Origin of the sequence: Tenacibaculum sp. Mcav3-52 (assembly GCF_022347665.1) — a bacterium.
In the GTDB taxonomy this organism is placed as follows: Bacteria; Bacteroidota; Bacteroidia; order Flavobacteriales; family Flavobacteriaceae; genus Polaribacter; species Polaribacter mesophilus.
On the sequence record NZ_JAKRGE010000004.1, the window covers coordinates 91213 to 114294 of the forward strand.

The 23082-nt window shown below is 32.5% G+C and carries 20 protein-coding genes and 1 tRNA gene; 1 reads left to right on the top strand and 20 read right to left on the bottom strand.

Features of this window, described 5'->3' with window-relative positions; all coding sequences use genetic code 11:
* Positions 1–76 precede the first annotated feature (76 nt).
* From MHM83_RS12130 to MHM83_RS12160, 7 genes are all read right to left on the bottom strand, one after another.
* Positions 77–1489 (bottom strand): DUF3526 domain-containing protein, encoded by a 1413-nt coding sequence (locus MHM83_RS12130; protein WP_239180028.1) that lies wholly within the window; start codon positions 1487–1489, stop codon positions 77–79.
* Positions 1490–1491: 2 nt separating this feature from the next.
* Entirely contained in the window at positions 1492–2895 is a 1404-nt protein-coding gene (locus MHM83_RS12135; protein ID WP_239180029.1) for a DUF3526 domain-containing protein, read from the bottom strand.
* 2 nt (positions 2896–2897) lie between these two features.
* The gene (locus MHM83_RS12140; protein ID WP_073184623.1) at positions 2898–3614 is read right to left on the bottom strand and encodes an ABC transporter ATP-binding protein; all 717 of its coding nucleotides are present in this window, start codon (positions 3612–3614) and stop codon (positions 2898–2900) included.
* Positions 3615–4205: 591 nt separating this feature from the next.
* Entirely contained in the window at positions 4206–4907 is a 702-nt protein-coding gene (locus MHM83_RS12145) for a DUF2490 domain-containing protein (protein WP_047790175.1), read from the bottom strand.
* Between the two features lie 3 nt (positions 4908–4910).
* Positions 4911–5546, bottom strand: coding sequence for a class I SAM-dependent methyltransferase (locus tag MHM83_RS12150; protein WP_366844417.1), 636 nt, complete (start codon positions 5544–5546; stop codon positions 4911–4913).
* An 80-nt stretch (positions 5547–5626) separates the two neighbouring features.
* Positions 5627–6490, bottom strand: a complete 864-nt coding sequence (locus tag MHM83_RS12155; RefSeq protein WP_047790173.1) for an AraC family transcriptional regulator — start codon at positions 6488–6490, stop codon at positions 5627–5629.
* Between the two features lie 116 nt (positions 6491–6606).
* Positions 6607–6681: transfer RNA gene (locus tag MHM83_RS12160), tRNA-Pro, on the bottom strand.
* A 224-nt stretch (positions 6682–6905) separates the two neighbouring features.
* Between MHM83_RS12160 and trxB the strand changes: the two genes are divergently transcribed.
* Entirely contained in the window at positions 6906–7844 is a 939-nt protein-coding gene (trxB, locus tag MHM83_RS12165) for a thioredoxin-disulfide reductase (RefSeq protein ID WP_047790172.1), read from the top strand.
* A gap of 54 nt (positions 7845–7898) precedes the next feature.
* Here trxB and MHM83_RS12170 read toward each other — a convergent pair whose 3' ends face one another.
* The 13 genes from MHM83_RS12170 to MHM83_RS12230 form a co-directional block, all read right to left on the bottom strand.
* Positions 7899–8510, bottom strand: coding sequence for an aspartyl/asparaginyl beta-hydroxylase domain-containing protein (locus MHM83_RS12170; protein ID WP_239180030.1), 612 nt, complete (start codon positions 8508–8510; stop codon positions 7899–7901).
* 117 nt (positions 8511–8627) lie between these two features.
* Positions 8628–9548, bottom strand: a complete 921-nt coding sequence (locus MHM83_RS12175) for a hypothetical protein (protein WP_239180031.1) — start codon at positions 9546–9548, stop codon at positions 8628–8630.
* Positions 9549–9757: 209 nt separating this feature from the next.
* Positions 9758–10168, bottom strand: coding sequence for a nuclear transport factor 2 family protein (locus tag MHM83_RS12180; RefSeq protein WP_159615420.1), 411 nt, complete (start codon positions 10166–10168; stop codon positions 9758–9760).
* A gap of 5 nt (positions 10169–10173) precedes the next feature.
* Positions 10174–10698 carry a TetR/AcrR family transcriptional regulator gene (locus MHM83_RS12185; RefSeq protein WP_047790169.1) on the bottom strand — a complete coding sequence of 175 codons (525 nt, stop codon included), beginning with the start codon at positions 10696–10698 and terminating at the stop codon, positions 10174–10176.
* 317 nt (positions 10699–11015) lie between these two features.
* The gene (locus MHM83_RS12190) at positions 11016–11810 is read right to left on the bottom strand and encodes a cation transporter (protein WP_239180032.1); all 795 of its coding nucleotides are present in this window, start codon (positions 11808–11810) and stop codon (positions 11016–11018) included.
* A gap of 1 nt (position 11811) precedes the next feature.
* Positions 11812–13995: a TonB-dependent receptor gene (locus MHM83_RS12195; protein ID WP_239180033.1), complete on the bottom strand. Its 2184-nt coding sequence runs from the start codon at positions 13993–13995 to the stop codon at positions 11812–11814.
* A 67-nt stretch (positions 13996–14062) separates the two neighbouring features.
* Positions 14063–14473, bottom strand: a complete 411-nt coding sequence (locus MHM83_RS12200) for a Fur family transcriptional regulator (protein ID WP_073184592.1) — start codon at positions 14471–14473, stop codon at positions 14063–14065.
* A gap of 961 nt (positions 14474–15434) precedes the next feature.
* A complete protein-coding gene (locus MHM83_RS12205; RefSeq protein ID WP_239180034.1) occupies positions 15435–15863 on the bottom strand; it encodes an META domain-containing protein in 429 nt (142 codons plus the stop codon).
* 11 nt (positions 15864–15874) lie between these two features.
* Positions 15875–16876, bottom strand: a complete 1002-nt coding sequence (locus MHM83_RS12210; protein ID WP_239180036.1) for a PliI family lysozyme inhibitor of I-type lysozyme — start codon at positions 16874–16876, stop codon at positions 15875–15877.
* 275 nt (positions 16877–17151) lie between these two features.
* Positions 17152–18960 carry an acyl-CoA dehydrogenase family protein gene (locus MHM83_RS12215; RefSeq protein ID WP_239180038.1) on the bottom strand — a complete coding sequence of 603 codons (1809 nt, stop codon included), beginning with the start codon at positions 18958–18960 and terminating at the stop codon, positions 17152–17154.
* Between the two features lie 34 nt (positions 18961–18994).
* Entirely contained in the window at positions 18995–19351 is a 357-nt protein-coding gene (locus MHM83_RS12220) for a four helix bundle protein (protein ID WP_073184577.1), read from the bottom strand.
* 33 nt (positions 19352–19384) lie between these two features.
* Complete coding sequence (locus MHM83_RS12225; protein ID WP_125344664.1) at positions 19385–20575, bottom strand: acetyl-CoA C-acyltransferase; 1191 nt, start codon at positions 20573–20575, stop codon at positions 19385–19387.
* 85 nt (positions 20576–20660) lie between these two features.
* The gene (locus tag MHM83_RS12230; protein WP_125066917.1) at positions 20661–23066 is read right to left on the bottom strand and encodes a 3-hydroxyacyl-CoA dehydrogenase/enoyl-CoA hydratase family protein; all 2406 of its coding nucleotides are present in this window, start codon (positions 23064–23066) and stop codon (positions 20661–20663) included.
* Positions 23067–23082: the final 16 nt, after the last annotated feature.

Sequence of the window (23082 nt, forward strand, 5' to 3'; positions counted from 1 at the left end):
AAAACCTTGGAACATTCCAAGGTTTTTTAATTTTTATACTAATGAAGTCTATACCCTTTTTTAGGAAGGTAAAAGACTAACTAAAATAAGATGTTTTTTTCTTAATAAGAAAACCAGTGAGTATCACTACAGAAGTCAACATTAAAATAGCTATTAAGTTTTTTGTTGTTTTCTGTTCTAAAGGTTTAAATATAAAAGTAGGACGACTCTCATAGGTTTCTATTGTGTATTTTTTGTTTTTAAATAAAAGCGGAACAATGTGGTCTCTCCATTTATTGGAGAAAGATACTACTTGTTGTTTATAATTTTCGTAATCGTTAGCTGAGGTTCCAGCAATTTTATTTAAAGCTTCTTGCATGAGAATAGCTGGAGATGTGTATTTAAAATAATCAACAACCTGTTGTTGTTTTTTTAAAGCCTTATTATAGTTTAATAATAAAGGAGAAAGTTGTTGTTCAAGTAAATCTTGTGAGGCAAAATAACGATGCCAGAAAGTAAAATTTTTATTTTCTTTATTAGCTAACTCAGGATGATCTCGTAAATACCCATCTAAAATTTCATCTTGTTTTTTCTCAATTTCTCTATTTGCTTCTCTAATCTCATTAATCATATTTAAGCGAGAAGGTGTAGGGTATATAGAGGTACTAATTTGATTAGCAGTTGCAGGAATAACTAAAACAATTAGTAACCACAGACCAATAAGAGATAAAGCATTTTTAGAAGAATTATTGATCTTTAAATTAACAATACCTGCCAGCGAAAACCAAAAAGCTTCGTAAGCAATTAATAACATAATAGTAGCAAATAATTGAGAAAAGTTTAAAAGAGCATTTTTTGTAAAAATTAAAATACAAACTAAAAAAACAACTAAAGAAATACTAGCAAATAAAATAAAACGAAAACCTAATTTTTGAATCAACCACTTTCTAATTGTTAAAGGTTGAGATCCGATAAGCCTTAATGTACCTAGTTCTTTTTCTCGGGATAAAATATTATAGGTAAATGCAATGATTAATAATGGTAGTATGAAAATAAATACAAAAGAAATATCAAACGTACCAAACAATAATTGGACAGGGTTAGCAATTTCAGTATAATCTAGTGCAAAATTATTGCCAAATATGCTTGGCTTCATAAAATGAGTGTATAAATCACTTTGACCTGTAGCAATAAAAGATAGAGGTTGAGCATCCATAGTAACAACCCTAGGGTGTCTTGTACCAACAGTTGAAGGATTGTTAGGGAGCATCCAATAAGGGAGTCCTGTGTCTATACCGTTTTCAATATCAAGAATGTTTTTTAGCATTTTAGTATCACTCTCTACTAAGTTTTGTTTTACTTTAATAATATCGTCGGTACGTTGTTTTACTTTTTTTTGTCCATTATATGTAGCAAAACCTATAATAGAAAGAAGTATTACAGTTAAAAGTGTAATCCATCCATTTCTAAATAAAATTTTCAATTCGTAATTTATGGTTTGGAAAAACATAATTATAATTTTTTAGAGAAAGTAATTAGTAAATAAAAAGGTACAAGCAACCAAATAAAAAGAATAAAAAAGTTCTTAAAGTTCCAGGTAATGATAGTAGATAAATTTGGAGGATGATATTTAAATTCGGGTAGTTTTGAAAACTTATCAGCTTCGGTTTTGTAGCTCCAATCTCCTGTTTTTGAATTGTTTTTGAAATCATCATTTAAAAACTTCTGAGTACTAACCCTATAACTTTCGGCTGCATCGGTAAAGTTCCAATGCGTTATATAACCAGTATTGGCAATATCCATAGAAAGAATTCTAATAGGTATAAAAGGAGAAATTACGGCTAGTTTTTGATAAGTAGTGTTTTGATTTTCAAAAACCTCTTTTAAAAAACCATAATGTTTTTTGTAAACTCTAGCTTCATGTTCTTCTCCTTTTTGCATTCTGTAAGCATCGTAATTAAAAGGCAGTTGCTGAATACTATCTACACCGTACTCTTTTAATGTTTTTTCTTTTAAAATTTGAGCCTCTTTACTCCATGGATTATGACCATCTAGTCCTTTTTCTTTATCTTGTTTAATGCTAGCTTGAAATTGTTGTTTCGTTGGGTAAGGATGAAAGTCGTTTGCTAAGTTGGTAGCTATTTTCGGTGTAATGAAGCAAAACAGGATCCATAAAGACATATTTACAACTAAAGAAATTCCTGAAGATTTACTAATTGATGATATAAGTATAGTTATGGTAACAATAATCATATAATAAACTAAGTAAGAGGTATAAAGTAGACTTAAATTGTTCCAACTAAAAAGACCTATAAAACTGTTGGAAGAAAGGAATATGCCAACAACAAGAAAAACTATTGTATTTAATATGAAAACTGGAATAAAGATAGAAAACCATTTACCTAAAGCTAGTCTTACAGGTGAAACACCTTGACTTTTTAACAAACGTAGTGTATCTAATTCTTTTTCTTTAGTAAAAGTATTGTAGCCCATTAATAATATAAGCAGAGGAATCAAATATAACAGTACAAAGTTGAGAGATAATGTACCAAACCTTGCTAGTTCTGTTTGATCCGAAGCTTCACTATAAGCAGCTTCATTTCTTTTATGAGCTTCTAAGAAAATAGAGTTTCCTGTATATTTATTCACACCATTATCAAATAATGATAAAGCAAACTTAGGTTTAAAAGCATATGTGCCGTAATGAGCAGCAGAGTGAGGATTTTTATCTCCTTGCGTATCCCACATACTCCTTTCCTTTTCTTTAGAAATACTATATTGTTTATTTATAGTTTTAAATTGATTATAACTAGTAATACCAGCAATTAAAAGGAGTATAAGTATTATGATTATAGAAAACCCAAAGCGTCCATCTCTCCTTAGTTCAGTAAGTTCTTTACAAATAATAGTTTTCATAATTAAGCTATTACATTTTTAAAATTCATAATATCTAAGTACAATTTCTCTAACTCTGATAATGTTATTTCATCAGAAGCTTTAGTACTTTGTAGTGTGCCATTACGCATAATGCCTATGTGAGTAGCAATATCTTTTGCACGAAACAAATCATGAGTAGCCATTAAAATAGCAACTCCTTCAGATTTCATTTTTAATAAAAGATCAGAGAATTCATTACTAGATTTAGGATCTAAACCCGATGTAGGTTCATCTAAAAGTAGAACTTTAGATTCTTTAGCAATTGCTAAAGCAATTCCAACTTTTTGTCGCATTCCTTTAGAAAATGTATTGACATATTTATTATGAGCTTCTTTTTGTAAACCTGCTTCTTCTAAAAATAAACTAAGTTCAGGCTTGTCAATTTTTTTTCCAGAGAGTTTTAAAAAATAATCTAAATTTTCTATAGCAGATAATGAAGCATATAGCATTAGATTTTCTGGAATATAAGTAATGAAATTTTTAGTTTTGATTGGATGTTTAGTAACCTCCAAACCATTAATTTTTGCAATTCCAGATGTAGGATTAATAAAGTTTAATAACATGTTAATTGTTGTAGATTTACCAGCACCGTTGGCACCAAGTAAACATAAGATTTCACCTTCATTAACCTGTAAGTCTAAATTATTTACAGCAATAAAATCACCATATTTTTTTGTCAGCTTGTTTGTTTGTATCATGTATATGTAAGTTTTAAGTAACTAATTCTATTAATATCTAGTACTACTACAGTAATTAATAAACTCTAAAAAATAGAAATATTAATTATGTAGTAATGTTTTGTTTTTTAGTATCTTATTTTAAGATAAACTACCAGTGTTTAATTCTGTATTTTAATAAAGAACTAATAAATAGGAGGGGGTCTGGAAAAAAGAGAATAGTTTATAAAGTCTTTGAAGTATATAGTAATTTTAAAAAAAACACTATTAAAAATAGGTTTATTTACAGCAGTGAAATTTATAGTGATTGTTTGAAGGCAAATAATAGGAGTTTTATTACCTACTATAACGTATTCACAACTGCTACATTCCTCCACTGTACTATCTTCATGAGTAAGAGCATGTAATCCAACCAGCTTAACACTAATAAAGACTGTTAAGAAAATAAGGGCAATATGTGCTTTAAAGCGTTTCAAGCTATGTGTTATTTTAATGACTAAAATAATAAAATCTTTATATATAAGTATGTATTGCTTAGTTAAAAAAAACAATCTCAAAAAACATTAAAAAGAGATATTTAAGAGATAATAATTTATATTATAAGAGAATATGTTAGAGTTTTTTTCTAAAATCAATTTTGTGAGAAAGTTTAATCATTAGAGTATGGTCGTTTTCAATACGGTTTTCTTTTATAATTATGTATTGATTCATGTATCCTAAACTTAATGTAAAAGAAGCATCTAGGGGAATATCGAAAGCTCCATAAATTCTATTTTGACTAAAATTTTTATTATTTGCGTATCTATCAACATCTAGAAATACTTGATTAGAGAATGACAAGCCTATTATTGTTTTACCCTCTTTAGATCGTATGATTGGTGTTTTTGCACCAAATATTAATCGTAATCTATGTCTTGTTTTGTCTTCCATAATACGCTGTTCTAGTAGCATTCCATAATTGACAGAAACTTTTTTAATTTTATTTTTTATGGTGAAGTACTCATAAATACGATGTTCAGTTCTTTTTGTAGGAACGGGATGTGCTCCATAAGGAAAGAGCACTACCCATTCATATCCAGCACCAAAACTTAGATTTTTTAAGTAGTCATAACTTGTGCCAATCCTTAACTTTGATTGCTGCCAATCCTTAACAAAATTATGTCTACTCCAAGAGTATAACGTTTCAATATTAAACTTTTTAGTTAATTGGTACTTACCAGAATAATACCACCATGAATTAAACTGGTCGACTTTTTGGGCATAACTCTTAAAAATTACAAATAAAAATACTGTAGCTAGTAATTTTTTCATCATTGTCTAGAGTTTTTTACCTATAAAACGAATCACACTTCCTTTACCGTTGTGAGAATTTCCTTCATTCAAAAAGACTTCTTTTTCTTCTAAAAATTGAATTTCAAAACCAGTAAAATCTTGTTGTATTTGTTCTACAGAAAAAAGCATATCTATATCTTTTGGACCACCTATTTTAGGATTGTTTTTCTGATAATTTAGATGATTTTTACTAAAAGCTTCAAAAATTATATGCCCATTAGGTTTAAGAAGTGTAGTCAATTTTTGATGAATACTAGAAATTTTCCAAGCAGAAAAATGTGCGTAAATTAAACCAATAACATCAAAAGACTCTCTTGGAAATTCAAGATCTTGTATATCGCCTACAATATATTTTAGAGGCACACCTGATTCGTTGGCTAATTTTTGAGCCTTATTCTTTCCTTCAATACTTAAATCGGTTGCAGTAACATTCCATCCTAATTTGGAAGCATATACACCATTTCTACCTTCCCCATCAGCAGGCAGTAAAATAGTTCCTATTTTTAATTTTTGAAGTTCTTCTTTAAAAAATAAGTTAGGCTCTTTACCATAAGCAAAATCTAAGTTTTGATATCTTTCATCCCAAAATGCTGTATATTTTATATCGCTTTTTTTCATCATATTTTGATTTAAATTATATGATGTAAAAGTATAGTGAGTTTAAAATTTTATGATAGGATAAATGTAAAGTAGTATTGTACTTATTTTAGTTTTTTTCTATATGCATCAGGAGAATAACCTGTATGTTTTTTAAAAAATCTAATAAAATAAGAAACATCATCATAACCTAAGTGATATGCTATTTGGTTTATTTGATTGGAAGATGCTAAAAGATATCTTTTGGATTCTAATATAATTTGCTCGTTTATAAGTTCTGAAGCTGTTTTACCTAAAGTCTGTTTTGTTATAGTGTTTAATTGATAGTTAGATAGATTTAACATGCTAGCATATTTTGAAACTTGTTTTATACTAGTAATGTTTGTTTCTAATAAATGTAAAAATTTATCAAGAGATTCTTGAATATACAGATCTTTAGTGTTAGGAGTTTTATTGTTGGTATTTCTTAGCCTCAGTAATTCTATAAAAAAAATATGAAGATTAGATTTTATAACTTCTTTATATGCTTCAGTTTTATCCTTGTATTCTGAAAAAATAGATGTCAATAAAAAATTAATTTTTGAAAAAAGGTCTTCCTCTAATTGATAATAATTTGAAGCGCTTACTTTTTGTAATAGAGAATTCATTCTTTTATTAAAAGGATAGTAAAAATCAGTATTAAACTGAATCATAAAACCCTCACTATTACTTCTTAGTTCTAATTCGTGCACTTGACCAGGTCGGATTATAAAAATAGTATGATCTGTAACATCATAATTAACAAAATCTATTTCGTGATTTCCAGTGCCTTTTTTCAATACTAAAAAGAAGAAAAAATCATGTCTATGAAGCTCGTGAACCATATCTTTTCCATTAAGAAGTTCCTGAAGATTTTTAATCATAAAATCACCAGATAGGTTAGGTTCTTTTTGAGAAGTTTTTAAATGTCTTACAGGGATGGTTTTCATGAGGTTAGAATCTAACTAATGTAATACAAATTTAAGTAGAAAAAGAGCAAGGAATAATAAGTAATTCTAAAAAATAAAAAAGTCCTATAAATTATATAATTCATAGGACTTTTAAGTCGGGGTGGCAGGATTCGAACCTGCGACCTCCTGCTCCCAAAGCAGGCGCGATGACCGGGCTACGCTACACCCCGAAAAGTGTAAAAATCATAATGTAGTTTATCTCGATTAAAACGAGAGACTACACCCTGTTTTTAATTGGGACTGCAAATGTAGAAAAAAAAAGTGAACTACAAATAAAAAAAAGAAACAATTATTAAATAATTTGACCTTATAAGGTAATAGTTAAAATATATTTAAAAGGATATAACTAGAAATAAAAAAAAATTACATTTGTAACTTCAAAAAATTCAAGATAATGGCAGAAAAAATTAAATGTTTGATTATTGGGTCTGGTCCAGCAGGTTACACAGCAGCAATATATGCAGCAAGGGCAGACATGAAACCAGTTATGTACACAGGAATGCAAATGGGAGGACAGTTAACAACCACTACAGAAGTTGATAATTTTCCAGGTTATCCAAAAGGTACTGATGGTACAGCAATGATGGAAGATTTAAAAAGTCAAGCAGAGCGTTTTGGAACAGATGTACGTTTTGGAATGGTAACTAAAGTAGAGTTTTCTAACGAAGAAGGAGGAATTCATAAAGTAATTGTCGATGAATCAACAGAAATAGAAGCTCAAACTGTTATTATTTCTACAGGAGCTACTGCTAAATATTTAGGTTTAGAAAGTGAGCAACGTTTAATTGGTGGTGGAGTTTCTGCTTGTGCTACTTGTGATGGGTTCTTTTATAAAGGACAAGATGTTGTTGTTGTTGGAGCAGGTGATACCGCAGCAGAAGAAGCAACCTATTTAGCTAACATTTGTAGTAAAGTTACGATGTTAGTTCGTAAAGATTATATGCGTGCTTCAAAGGCAATGCAACACCGCGTAAACAAAACAGAAAATATTACTGTTATGTATAACACTGAAATTGATGAGGTATTAGGTGAGAATGTTGTTGAAGGAGTTCGTGCTGTGAATAATGAAACAGGTGAAAAAACGGAGATTCCAGTAACAGGTGTATTTATTGCAATTGGGCACAAACCAAATACTGAATTGTTTAAAGATGTTTTAGACATGGATGAAACAGGTTATTTAATTACTAAAGGAAAATCTACTAAAACTAATTTACCAGGAGTTTTTGCTGCAGGTGATGTGCAAGACAAAGAATATCGTCAAGCTGTAACAGCCGCAGGTACAGGATGTATGGCGGCTTTAGATGCTGAACGTTACTTGGGAGCATTAGAATAAAACATAAAGTATATAAAATTAAAAAAGGGTACGTATTAGCGTACCCTTTTTATTTTATTTAGAATTTTTTTCGCTTTCACGAATAAGCTGTCGAATCCAATCATTAGGAATCATATCAATAGTAAGGTTTATGCGTTCCTCATCACCATTATTAATAACTTTATGAGGATCGGTAAGTCGCATATACCAGCATTCCCCAGGTTTCATGAGTACGGGAGTGTTATTCAAATAAAAAGTTACATTTTCATTATTTAAGATAGGAATAGTAAGTCGTATTACTGATTTTTCAACCTCCAAACCTAAGGTAGGATCTGTGTGTTCTTTAACTGTTGAGTGTGGAGCCAGTCGAAGTAACCTAACTAAATTAACAGTAGTATTCTCTTTAAAAAAATCGATAACACTAGTTAAATACGGAGACTTTTTTAAGGCATTAGTATCTAGCCAATCTGTCCAAGAACCATCAGCATAATCTTCAGCAGGGGGCGGAAAAGGTAATGAGGTATCCACTAAATGTGCGGGTGACCGTAAAGGAATTACATCATAATATTCAAAATTATCTAGCTGTAAAGCTTTAGCCTCTTCAAGCATTTTAGCGGTATTAAAGTTAAGAGGTAGCTTAATACGATCACTAAAAGCATTACTTGTCCTAGTAGTAACTGTTTCCATAGACCTATGTTTATAAAAGTTTGAGTTAGTATATTGTAAAACTACAAAAAAGTAGAATTTTTTTCCTAAGTGTTACATTTTTATAAAGTTACCTCTTTTATTCTAACCATTTGTAATTTATAAGCAAGTGTCACTTAATTTTTGACTATCAGATTTATAAACAGTTGGTATTGCTTGGTCTGCATTAATTTTAATACAAGTTAAATCAGGATTTCTGTCTACTCTTAAATCTTCAAGTTTCAAATTAGAACTAACATCTAAATTAGTAAGTAAATTACTAGTGATGTACAGATGTTTTAAATTTATAAATGAATGAATATTAATAGTATTTATTTGATTGTCTGAAGCTAAAAATGTTTCTAAAGGGCTAATGTCATCAATACTAATAGAAGTAATTTTATTACTTGTTAATACAACACTTTTTAATTTTGAGGTGTCTTCTGTTTTAAATGAAGTTAGTAAATTGTTAGTTACCGTTAATTCTTCTAAAGAATTATTAGATATATTTAAATGAGTTAATTTATTAAAAGATAAATTTAATATTTTAAGCTTACCAGATTTTTCCATGCCTGTAATAGTGGTAAGGTCGTTAGAATGAATATCTGCTAAAAGAAGATTAGGATTATTACTAAGATCAATAGTAGTTAAGTAGTTTGCGTTTAAATATAAGGTATCTAACTTTGTGTTAGAGATTAGGTTAATAGCTTTAATCTTCTGTCCAGCAGCAGATAAATACGTTAAGTTTGAAAAAGCTTCAATACCAGTTAAGTCACTCGTTTCACCAAAACTACGATCTAAGTTTAAGTTTAAACGAGTAATTTTTTTTGCATCTTCTATTGATATTTTTTGATTAATACTACCATCACTATCTAACTTTTGTTCTACTAATATTGCCTCAAAATGTTTATCAGGTATGCTAATATAAACCTCGTTTCCAGTATCAGGAGTCTCATCGTCACTAGAACAAGAGGAAAAAAGGAATAGAGCTAAGACAAGTGTAGTGTAAGCAATTTTATATTTTAAAAATAAAGATTTCATAAGCTGTTTAATTTTTTAAGCGTAGTTTTAATTTATGAGATATTGTTATTATTTTAATTTTTAGGAGCAAAATACAGCGAGTAAGATTTAGGAATAGGAGTTTTTTAAATTAACTTTTCCAATTTTTATTCAAGTTATAAAAATACAAAAAGTGACTCTGATGATTTATCAGAGCCACTGTTATTTTTATGCTAAAAAAATTAAGGATATTAAAGATACCTATCAGTTTCCTCTATTTCAAGATCATTAATACTGGCATATCTTTTTTTCATTTGTCCGTTATTGTCAAACTCCCAGTTTTCATTACCATAAGCTCTAAACCATCTGCCTTCTTTGTTCTGATATTCATATTCAAAGCGTACAGCAATTCTATTTTCACTGTGAGCCCAATACTCTTTTTTTAGTTTATAATTAAGCTCATTTTGCCACTTTTTACTCAAGAAGTTAATAATTTCTTCTCTACCGTTAACAAAGGTGTCTCTATTTCTCCATTCACTATCAATAGTGTAAGCTAATGCAATTTTTTCAGGATTTTGAGAGTTCCAAGCATCTTCTGCTAGTTGAATTTTTTGTTTAGCTGTTTCAAGAGTAAAAGGAGGGAGTGGATGTTTCTGTTCCATAATAATTATAGTAAGTTTTGTATTATTTTTTTTGATTTATATACTATTTCATTTGATTTGAAGAGTTGACTTTCTATGATAGCACTTTCAAAAAGTAGGTAAATATGGGTAGCTAGTAATTCGTTATCTGTTAACTCCTGAAAAAAATTATTCAATTCTTTTTTATGAGATTGAATCACTATGAGTATAGTTTCTTGCTCTTTTGATATTTCTGATAGAATATTCAAAAAACTACACCCCCTGAAATCCTCTTTTGTATTCATATGAGCTACAAAATCAAAAGAAAGGAGTATTGTGTCTTTTGAATTTTTACTTTTTGAAGTAAACTTAAATAGTTCTTTAAACCAAAATTCGTGTCTATTGTTTAAGAAGTCGACACACAAAGCATCTTTTGATTTAAAGTGCTGATAAAAACTTGCTTTGGCTACTTTAGCTTCTTTAATAACTTGGTTAATACCCGTGCTGTTATAACCTTGTTGATGAAATAAATGGGCTACAGTTTCTAATATACGTTCTCTAGGGCTACTCATACTCTTAATTTTTGTCAAAGTTATATGAATTTTAAAGAACAGACAAGTCTGTTCGGAGTTTTAACATTTTTAATTTAATAAATAAACTAATTCTGTGGAAGTTATTTACACTTCCACATTTTTTATATGCCAAGAGTTAAATCATTTAATGAAGAAGAAGTATTAACCAAAGCAATGAATTTGTTTTGGAAACGAAGGCTATTCAGCAACTTTTGTTTAAGATTTGGTTTGCCATTTAGGAATTAATAGGGCTAGTTTATATGATATTTTTGGAGATAAAAAAAGAGCTACTAAACTCTATAAATGTAGCCTTGTCTTTACTTACTTAGTTTTAAAATTCGAAAAGCTCCTTGAATTACTAAAACAAAAACAATGGTTCCGATAATCAAATCAGGTTTGTTAGAATTTAACCAATGCACTAAAACTCCTGCTGTTATTACTCCTAAATTAATAATAATGTCATTAGAAGTAAAAATCATACTTGCTTTCATATGTGCTTCTTCTTTGCTCTTTGACTTTTGTAAAATATAAAGACAAATGCCATTTGCGATAAGTGCTAAAACTGAAACGATTATCATTGTTGAAAAGTTTGGAAGTTTTTTAGCACCAAAGAATCTTCTTAAAACTTCCACAAATCCAATAATCGCAAGTGTGATTTGAAAATATCCAGCAAGTTTTGCAATCCGCTTTTTCTTAATCAACGTTCCGCCAACTGCAAACAAGCTAATTCCGTAAACGAAACTGTCGGCAAGCATATCCAGGCTGTCGGCAACAAGTCCCATTGATTTTGAGATTATTCCTGTTGTCATTTCGATAATAAAAAAGACAAAATTTATCGCCAGTACAATCCAAAGTAGCTTTTTTTGGTTGGTGTTTTCTACAAAATCTTTTTCGTTGGTTTCTTCGGTCGAGATTTTCTTTCCGCCTAATTTTAATTCGATAATTGACTTTTCAATTTGGTCGTTATGACCATCGTGAAAAACGGTCAATTTTCGGTTTGGAATGTCAAAATCAAGATTTTTGATTTCTTGAATTCCGTCCAGTTTCATTCGGATTAGATTTTCCTCTGAAGGACAATCCATCTTACTGATTTCAAATATCGTTTTGTTCATTTTAGTCGTCATCTTCGTTTCCAAAAGGTTTGATAATTACTCCAACGCTAAATATAAAACCGTCTGTTGGTGCATATATTTCGGGAAATTCTGGATTGTCGTGTGGTGGCAAAACCAAAGGCGAGAACCTGCTTTGTCTTCTATCGGTAAAGTTTTCAAAATTCACAAAAGTTGTTCCCCATTTAAAATTTCGCATTGCCACAAAACCCATTGTTATGAAGTCGGTTGTTTCTGTTCCATTAGACAAAAATTGCTTTCCTGTGTAAAACGTTTCATAACCGATTCGCCATTTTTCAGATTCGTACATCAAAACACTTCCTGCGTTATGTTTTGCTGTCAAAGGTTTTTGAGGATTGCCAGCTAAATAGTTCAACCTTGTGTCAATGAGTGCATAATTTAGGAACCACCTAAAATCTTTATAGGTAAACTTGATGTTTGTTTCAGCACCTTTGCTCAAAATTTCATCTGTTGCATTCTCAAATTGGAAAAATCCATTATCAGTTGAATTTAACAGTAATGCATCATTAATCGCAGTTACATAAAACAGTTGATTAATAGAAAAACCAACGGTTTCAAATAAACGTGTTTGATAGTTGAAATCAAGATTTACACCATAAGAACATTCCGCATTTAGTGAAGATTTATCAATACCAAGTACATTTCTAAAATTGATAAATTCCGCCTCTTCTGTAAAAATATCTGGAATTTTGTAACCTAATCCACCACCAATTCTGCTCGAAAATCCACTATCGTTTTTGTATAGCAATGAAACTCTTGGAAGCGGAAAGAATCCAAAATCAGTATTGTAATCTGCTCGTAATCCTGTTTCCAAAATCCAATTATCCGAAATGTCATAAATATTATTTACAAATGCTCCGAATGTTATGTCTGTTTGGTCACGTTGCAAAGTCACATTATTATTTTCATCAAAAGCAGAAGTATAGAGATTTGCACCAAAAATCCAATCTGTTTTATTGGCGGACTTTTGATAGTTTATTTCCGTGAATGTATTGGTTTGTTTACCATCAAAAACAAAATCGGGAATGGTTAGTTTTCTATCAAAGAATGAGATGCTGTTTTTAATATTTAATGAACTAACCGAATCTAATTGAGTTTCGTAAACCGCTTGACTGCTCAACCTTTTTGATAGATTTTCTTCGGTATATTGATGGATGCCATTTGCGCCACTTTCAATTTTTGTGATGTCGCCACCAATTCTGTCGTCATACGTTCCGTTTAAGCTAAACCAAAATGTTGTTTTTTCTGATGGATAATAAAAGAATTTTGGGTTGAAAGAAATAGATGTTGTTTGTGGTAAATTACTAAAGCCATCATCTTCTGGGTCGTAAGCCTTTTGATAATGACCTGAACCGTATAATGAAACTCCAAATTTTTCATTTCGTTTGCTATAAAATACATTAGCTGTACTTCCTAATGCTTGTGTTTGTGTCAACATAATATCCAAAGTTGGCTCTTCGTCAGGTGTTTTTGATACCATATTTATCAAACCTCCAATTGCTCCACCACCATAAAGTGTTGATGAACTTCCTTTAATGATTTCAAATTGTTTTAAGTCCAATGGCGGAATTTGCAGAATACTCAAACCGCTTGAAAATCCGCCATAAAGTGGAAATCCATCTCGTAAAAGTTGTGTGTAACGTCCATCAAGACCTTGAATTCTAATGTTGGTATTCGCACTACTTAAAGAAGTTTGTTGCATCTGTATTCCTGTACTTTCCCGAAGTACCATTGAAATATTGGTTGGGTTCATTACCGCTTTTTCGCCTAATTCTTCCGCTCCAATAAATTCAATTCGAGTTGGAATTTTTCTAACAGTTCGTGTACTTCTTGAAGATTGTATGACAACTTCGTCAAGTTCATTACCTCCAGATTCGAGCTTGAAAGCGAACTCCTTTTTTGTTCCAACATCAATAGTAGTTTCTATGGTTTTGAAGCCTATGTATGAAATTTTTATAATATGGTTTCCATTTGGGATTTCTGTAAATGTGGCAATTCCGTCAAAATCTGTTACTGCTCCTTTTTCTAATTCTTCAAAATAGACCGTAGCACCCAATAATGGTTCGTTGGTTTCTGCATCGCTAACAGAAATGGAAATATCGCTCGTCTGTGCGAAAGATATAATTGATACGAATAGAAATAATGTGTTTAAAAATATGTTTTTCATCTGCTTATTCTGGTTTAAAAGAATAATGCAAATGTATTTAGGATTTACTGCAACTCGATTGCAAAGATTACTTGTTGCAGTTGTCGCACAAGCCTTTTACGACCATATTTGCTTGTTGTAACTTAAAGTTTTCGGGAAGTTGAATTTTTGGAATAGGAACATCAAAAAGGCAGAATGTTTTATCGCAGTTTGTGCAATAAAAATGATAGTGCAAATCCTTTGGGTCGCAGTTACAGCCTTTGGCACAAACCGCATATTTGGTCATTCCAGAACCATCTTCAATGCTGTGGATGACTTTGTTTTCCTCAAATGTTTTGAGTGTTCTGAAAATCGAACTTCTGTCCATGTATGCCAATGCGTTTTCAATATCTTTTAAAGATTGGGCTTTTTCTTGGCTCAAAAGATGACGTAAAACCACAGTTCTGACTGCGGTGTTTTTCACTTTTTTTATTTTTAGGATTTCTTCTTCGGTTTGCATTTTCCTAATGTATCATTTTTTTCGAGCGTTGGCGAAAAACAGCTCTTTTATTTTTTTCAGCGGTGGCTTTTTGCGGTTGGAAAAAAATAAATGTGCTGTTTGTGCGGTTGGCTTTTTTAGTTCAAATGTTCAATTTTAGCACGGTTTTTTGCATTATGCACAACTAGTTTATATACGTAATAAAATTACTTATATATTCCTTTTACGGTAAGATATGCGGAACTTTTAGCAATTTTATTAACACTTTCAAATATAAAGAAATAAGATAAAAAAGTGCAACTTTTTTATCGAGACGACACCCCAAGCCTAATCGGATTGTCTTTTCTTTCTTATTAATAGAAGCAATTTTAAACAAGTTGACACACTTTATTGAATACTCCCATAAAACGGGTCGTTAATATCACGGTGTGCTCCGAAGACACCGCGGCATGGGTCGCTGATACTACGGCATGCTCCGCAGACACCACGGCACGGGTCGCTAATATCACGGCAAGCTCCGAAGATACCACGGCACGGGTCGCTGATATTACGGCATGCTCCGCAGACACCACGGCACGGGTCGCTAATATCACGGCATGCTCCGCAGACACCACGGCACGGGTCGCTGATATCACGGCGTGCTCCGAAGACACCGCGGCATGGGTCGCTGATATCACGGCGTGCTCCGCAGACACCGCGGCATGGGTCGCTAATATCACGGCATGCTCCGCAGACACCACGGCATGGGTCGCTAATATCACGGCATGCTCCGAAGACACCACGGCATGGGTCGCTGATATCACGGCATGCTCTCTACTTTTACATCTGTATAGATTCAGCCCAACATTCTCTGTATACTTATTAGCGGACGTTGCCTTTGGTAGTAAAAAATAAACCTCATACTAACAAGCCAAAAAAAAGGCTGTATAGTATGAGGTTTCCCCTAAGTTATTAATTCGTTTAAAGTAACAACTATCGTGAATTATTCTTCAGTAGTTACTTTTTTAAAACGCATCATGGTTACATCGTCCATTAATAAGTTTAGTTTTCCTTCTAAGTCAAAACTATACTTGTTTACTTTTTTAATGGTTTTTAAAAACTCTTGTTCTCCTTGTCCGCAGTACATCATAGTTGTTGGTCCTGGTTCTCCAAAAGAAATCGCATTTTCTTCTCCTAACGTAAATTCAGCAGCATAACCGTTACAACCATTATTTCCTGTAGCTTTCTTTGTTTCTTTATCAAACGTAAGTTGTGGCTTTTTATCAGGAAACAATCCTTCAAAAGCAATTCTAGGTCCAGAGATGTATTCTAGTTCCCAAGCGGTTCCGTATAATTGTTCAGCAGTATCTTTTTTAGCACAAGACACTGTAATTAATAGAATTACTGCGAATACAAATGATAGTTTTTTCATACTATGTAAGTTTAGTTATTAGTATTAAATTCAGTTGAGTTTTTTACTACAAATTTTCTTGATGCTTCACCATCTACCAATTTGTATGTAATTTGTCTGGTACCTCCTGTTGGGTTAGCATTAGAATCTTCTTCTTTATAAATAGGAAAACGTTGCGCTAAGGTTGTTTCAATAATGGTAAATTCATCGTGCCCCATATATCCCTTACTTAATTCTTTATTATCGGTAATAGGAGGGAAGTATATTTGACTCATCGATTTTTTATTGTTTACTGAAAATCCTATTACATTTCCGTAGCTTCCACTTCCGTCAGATTTTGTATAGATTAATATTTCTGGAGAACCATCAGAGTTTAAATCTTCAATTTCAGCATCTACGACGTTACCATCAATTGTTTGAGTAACAGCTGAATTGTCAATTTCTAATCCGTAAGGAGTAACTGTTAATTCAGTTTCCATTCCATTTTTTTTAGTAGCAATGCTAAAACTAATTCCTTGTAAGGTTACATTTTTTCTAAAAATGGTTTTGTCTATCTGTGTTTGGTCAAGGTTTCCTTCAATTTTATGATAAGAACCTGCAAGACTTCCTCCACCTGAACAGTAAAAGTTTAATAAACCGTTATCTTCTTTGTTTGCCGTTGCAATAGAAATTTGTTTGTTTTTAAAAGAAAAAACTACAGTTTTACCATTTATGTCAGTTGTATATGTGCTGTCATTTGTTTTTTCAGCAAGAGCGTCAAAAGTACAAGTAGGTTTTTTCTTGTCAGCTCGTGAGCGAACAGCAATTTTTATATTGTTATTTGCGGCAGGTCTTACAGCAACTGAAACCCAATCGTACCCTTCGTTTCTTTTTTCATATTCTGAAGAAACGTAGTTTCCTGTAACATCAGTAATTGTAGCTACAGTTTCTTGTTTTTTGGTTTCTTGTGTGTCTGTTTTTTTTGCTTCGTTTTTACAGCTAACGATGGCTAAAAATGCTATTACTAGTAGTGCTGAATTGGTAAGTTTTATCATGCTATTTTATGTTTTTTGCTTCTAAATAACAATAAATATACCATTAAAGATATGAAAAAACGTTTTAAGAAAACCTTAAGATTCTTGATTTTTTAGTAGGTTGATATTGTAGCGTATAGGTTTAATAACGTTTTTTGAGGGTATAAAAAAAGACCGCCAAAACCTAATTTGACGATCTTTTAAACAAACAACTAAATTCTAAAACCTATAAAAGTTGAAGAAAGTTTTAAAAAACTACCTATGCTTGTTAGCAACATTAGGTAGTTTTAATATGTTTAGAAGCAGTATTTATTTTCTGCTTTTAATTTTTCTGCGATTGTATTACGTAATTCAACTACGTTAGGGTAGTTTGCATACTTTGTAAAACGCTTAAGTCCCATTAACATCATGCGTTGCTCATCACCTTCAGCGAAAGAAATAATTCCTTCTCTTGCACTTTTGGTAATAATTTCAACAGCATTGTATAAGTATAACTTAGCCATTGCAATCTGTTCTTTTTGAGCATCTTCACCAAAACGCTTCGCGTTCTTTTCAGTTCTTAAAATTCCAGATTCTGCCATATATATTTCAATTAAAATATTTGAAGCAGCAGTTAATAACTGTTGGTGTTGCTCTAACTCAGGTCCAAATTTTTGTAACGCAGCTCCTGCAACCATTAAGAATACTTTCTTAAGTTTAGCAAGAATTTCTTTTTCTTCTGAGAATAATTCAGAATAATCTGGAGTATCGAAAGAAGGAATTCCCATTAATTCGTTTTGAACTGCCATTGCAGGATTTAATAAATCTACATGACCTTTCATTGCTTTTTTAACTAACATTCCTACCGATAATAAACGGTTAATTTCGTTAGTTCCTTCGTAGATACGTGCAATACGAGCATCTCTCCAAGCAGACTCCATTGGAGTTTCTTCAGAGAATCCCATACCTCCAAAAATTTGGATTCCTTCATCAGCACAATTTTGTACGTCTTCTGAAACTGCTACTTTTAAGATAGAACATTCAATAGCGTATTCTTCAACACCTTTTAATTCTGCTTCTTGATGAGAGTTTCCTTCAGATTCACGAATAGCGATTCTGTCTTCAATATTTTTAGCTGCTCTATATGATGCAGACTCACCAACATAAGCGTTAGTAGCCATTTCAGCTAATTTCATTTTAATAGCTCCAAACTCAGCAATAGGAGTTTTAAATTGCTTACGCTCGTTTGCATAGTTTACAGCATGAGTTACAATTCTTCTTTGAGAATCTAAACAAGCAGCAGCTAACTTAATACGACCAACGTTTAAAGCATTCATGGCAATTTTGAATCCACCACCACGAACAGATAACATGTTTTCAACAGGAACTAAGGTATCGTTGAAAAATACCTGACGAGTAGATGATGCACGAATACCTAATTTGTGTTCTTCTTCTCCTAAAGTTACTCCGTTAGGATTGTTTTTATCATATTCTAAGATAAAACCAGTAATGTTTTTATCGTCTTCGATACGAGCAAAAACGATGAAGATTTCAGCAAAACCTGCATTCGAAATCCACATTTTTTGTCCGTTAATTTTGTAGTGTTTTCCGTCTTCGGTTAACTCAGCAGTAGTTTTTCCTGAGTTAGCATCCGATCCTGCTTCTGGTTCTGTTAAACAGTAAGCTCCAAAACGCTCTCCCATTGCTAAAGCAGGAACGTATTTTTGCTTTTGCTCTTCAGTACCGTATAAAGTAATTGGCATGGTACCAATACCTGTGTGCGCACCAAAAGCTGTACTAAAAGATCCTGTTCCACTTGAAATGTAATCACATGTTAACATGGTAGAAACGAATCCCATTCCTAATCCGCCATAAGCTTCAGGAACAGCCACACCTAAAAATCCTAATTCACCAGCTTTACGCATAGTTTCTTCGGTAAGTGCATAATCTTTCTTTTCGAAACGTTCTTTATGAGGAATGATTTCACGGTCGTTAAATTCTTTAACCGCATCACGCATCATTGTTTGCTCTTCTGAAAAATCTTCAGGAGTAAATATATCTTCACATTTTGTTTCTTTTACTAGGAACTGCCCTCCGCGTAAAAGATCTTTTGTTAATTCTGACATAGTATATTAGATTTTAAGATTCAAGAGCCAAGAGTCAAGACTTATTCAGACCAGATTGGAAACTTGAAATCATTTTTTGTATTGACTTAATTTTTTGTTCTAATTCTTTAAACTTTTCTTCAGATAGGTAGCTTTCATTAAAAGCAATAATTAATTGTGTTTCCCATTCAAATGAAGAACCTAAGCTATCTTCTAAATATTTATTAAAATGTTTGTTAGTGCTTTTACTTGAACCCTCAGCTATGTTAGAAGGAATAGAAACAGCACATCTATTCATCTGAGAAACCAAGCCAAACTTTTCAAAGTCTGGAAAGGTTCTAGTTAATTTATAAGAATCAGAAACTAAATTCATGCTTTCAGTCCAAATTTTTAATTTTTTGAAATTGTGCATCGTCTTGTTTCTTGATTCTAATAGTCTTGTTTCTTAATTTAGGAATTCAAAAATACCAGCAGCACCTTGACCAGTACCTACACACATGGTTACCATTCCGTATTTGTTATTCATGTTACGCTTACGCATTTCATCGAATAACTGAACAGATAGTTTACCACCAGTACATCCTAATGGATGACCTAAAGCAATTGCCCCACCATTTACGTTAACGATATCCGGATTTAATCCTAATTCGCGAATAACTGCTAACGATTGTGAAGCAAACGCTTCGTTTAGCTCAATTAATTCAATATCACTTTGTTGTAAACCTGCTTGTTTTAATGCTTTTGGAATTGCTGCTACAGGACCAATTCCCATAATACGAGGTGGTACTCCTGCTGCTGCATAACTTACTAAACGAGCTTCTGGTTGAATACCTAACTCTTTTACCATATCTTCACTCATTACCATTACAAAGGCAGCTCCATCACTTGTTTGTGATGAGTTACCAGCGGTAACAGAACCGTTAGCAGCAAATACTGGACGTAATTTTGCTAAGGCTTCTACGCTGGTTCCACGACGTGGACCTTCGTCTTTAGTAACGGTGTAATTTCTTGTAGCGCGTTTTCCGTTTCCATCAATGTAAGTTTCTTCTACATCAATTGGTGCTATTTGATCTTGGAAACGATCGCTATCTAATGCTTTTAAAGCTTTCATGTGCGATTCGTATGCAAATTGATCTTGATCTGCACGAGATACATTGTATTGTTGCGCTACTGCTTCTGCAGTATTACCCATTCCCCAATAGTAATCTTCGTGACCTGCATTTACGATATCGTAGTTTAATTCTGGTTTAAAACCTGTCATTGGTACAGAACTCATGCTTTCTGCTCCACCAGCAATAATACATTCTGCCATTCCAGATTGAATTTTTGCTACTGCCATACCAATAGTTTCTAATCCTGATGAACAGAAACGGTTTACGGTAACTCCAGGAACATCCACAGAATCTAATCCGATTAACGAAATAATTCTTGCCATGTTTAATCCTTGAGAACCTTCTGGCATTGCGTTACCAACAATAACATCATCGATACGCTTTACGTCGAATTCTGGCAACTTTGTCATCATATACTTGATGGTTTCAGCAGCTAATTCGTCAGCTCTTTTAAATCTGAACACACCTTTTTTAGATTTCCCTACGGCGGTTCTATATCCTTTTACTATATATGCTGTTTTCATATTTTCAAGTTTTTAGTGTTTAGTTTTAAGTTTTTAGTGATTATTAATTGATCACTTATAACTGAAAACTAATAACTCGCAACTTTTAGTTGCGTAAAGGTTTACCAGTTTTTAACATATGCTGAATACGCTCTAACGTTTTTCTTTCAGTAGTTAAACTTAAGAAAGCTTCACGTTCAAGGTCTAATAAATACTGCTCAGTAACTTTTGTTGGTTCTGATAAATCTCCTCCAGCCATTACATAGGCTAGTTTGTTTGCAATTTTCTGATCGTGTTCAGAAATATATTTAGAAGCTTCCATAGAGTCTGTTCCTACTAAGAACATTCCTAAGGCTTGCTTACCTAATACTAAAACATCTTTACGTTTTACTGGTTGTGTATAACCTGCTTCAGCTAATAACACAGCGTGCTTTTTAGCTTCTGCAATTTGACGGTCTTTGTTTACAACCACAACATCTTTTCCTTTTTGTAGTAGGTTTAAGTCGTATGCTTCATAAGCTGAAGTTGCAACTTTAGCCATACCAATAGTTAAGAAGTGCTCTTGTAATACGTTTAATTGAACATCACCAGTGTGGAATAAGTCCTGAGCTCTTAACGCCATTTCTTTAGATCCACCACCACCAGGAATTACTCCAACTCCAAACTCTACTAATCCGATGTAGGTTTCAGCAGCAGCAACTACTTTATCAGCGTGTAATGATAATTCACATCCACCACCTAATGCCATTCCGTGAGGAGCAGCAATGGTAGGAATTGCAGAGTAACGCATACGCATCATGGTATCTTGGAAATATTTGATCGCCATGTTTAACTCATCGTACTCTTGCTCAACAGCCATCATAAAAATCATTCCGATGTTGGCACCTACAGAGAAGTTTGCAGCTTGGTTACCAATTACTAATCCTTGGAAGTCTTTTTCAGCTAAATCAACTGCTTTGTTTAATCCTGCTAAAACATCACCACCAATGGTATTCATTTTAGATTGGAATTCACAGTTTAAAATTCCGTCTCCTAAATCTTCAATCACAACTCCAGAGTTTTTGAATACCTCAGTAGTTTTACGAATGTTATCTAAGATGATAAATGAATCTTGTCCTGGTTTTTTAACTTGTGCTTTTGCAGGTACATCGTAGTAATATGTTGCACCGTCTTTAACTGTATAGAAAGATTTTTCTCCTTTAGCTACCATTTCAGTAACCCAAGCAGCAGGCTCTTTTCCTTCAGCTTTCATTAATTCGATACCTTTTTCAACTCCTACAGCATCCCAAATTTCGAAAGGACCATTTTCCCATCCGAAACCAGCTTTCATGGCATCGTCAATTCTGTATAATTCATCAGAAATTTCTGGAATTCTATTTTGAACATACGCAAACATTGCTGCGAAGTTCTTACGGTAGAATTCTCCTGCTTTATCTTTTCCGCCAACTAATACTTTAAATCGGTCAATTGGCTTATCGATTGTTTTTGTTAATTCTAAGGTAGCAAATTTTGCTTTTTTAGACGGACGGTATTCCATCGTATCTAAGTCTAAAGCTAAAATTTCACGTTTTCCTTCAGCATTGGTTGTTTTTTTATAGAAACCTTGCTTGGTTTTGTTACCTAACCACTTATTTTCCATCATCGTGTTGATGAAATCTGGCAACTTAAATAAGTCGTGAGCTTCGTCGTTAGGACAGTTTTCATAGATTCCGTTAGCAACGTGTACTAAAGTATCTAATCCAACAACATCAACAGTACGGAAAGTAGCTGATTTAGGACGTCCAATAACTGGTCCTGTTAATTTATCAACCTCTTCAATAGTTAAACCTAATTCTTTTACTTGGTGGAATAACGATTGGATTCCGAAAATACCAATACGGTTACCAATAAATGCTGGGGTATCTTTTGCTAATACTGAAGTTTTTCCTAAGAATTTAGAACCATAATCCATTAAGAAGTCAGTTACTTCTTGTTTACAGTCAGGTCCTGGAACAACTTCAAATAATTTTAAATAACGAGGAGGGTTAAAAAAGTGTGTAACCGCAAAGTGTTTACGGAAATCTTCACTACGTCCTTCGTTCATAAACTTAATAGGAATACCTGAAGTGTTGGTAGAAATAATAGTACCAGGTGTACGGTATTTCTCAACTTGCTCAAAAACACTTTGTTTAATGTCTAAGCGTTCAACAACTACTTCCATAATCCAATCTACATCTTTTACTTTGTGTAAATCGTCCTCAAGGTTCCCAGTAGTAATTCTATCTGCAAATTTTTTATTGTAGATAGGTGATGGTTTCGACTTTAATGAAGCAGTCAAAGCATCATTTACCAAACGGTTACGAACTACTTTGTCTTCTAAGGTTAATCCTTTTGCTTTTTCTTTGTCGTTAAGCTCTCTTGGAACGATATCCAAAAGCAATACTTCAACGCCAATGTTAGCAAAATGACATGCAATACCTGATCCCATGATACCAGAACCGATAATTGCTACTTTTTTAATTCTTCTTGCCATTTGTTTGTTGGTTTGT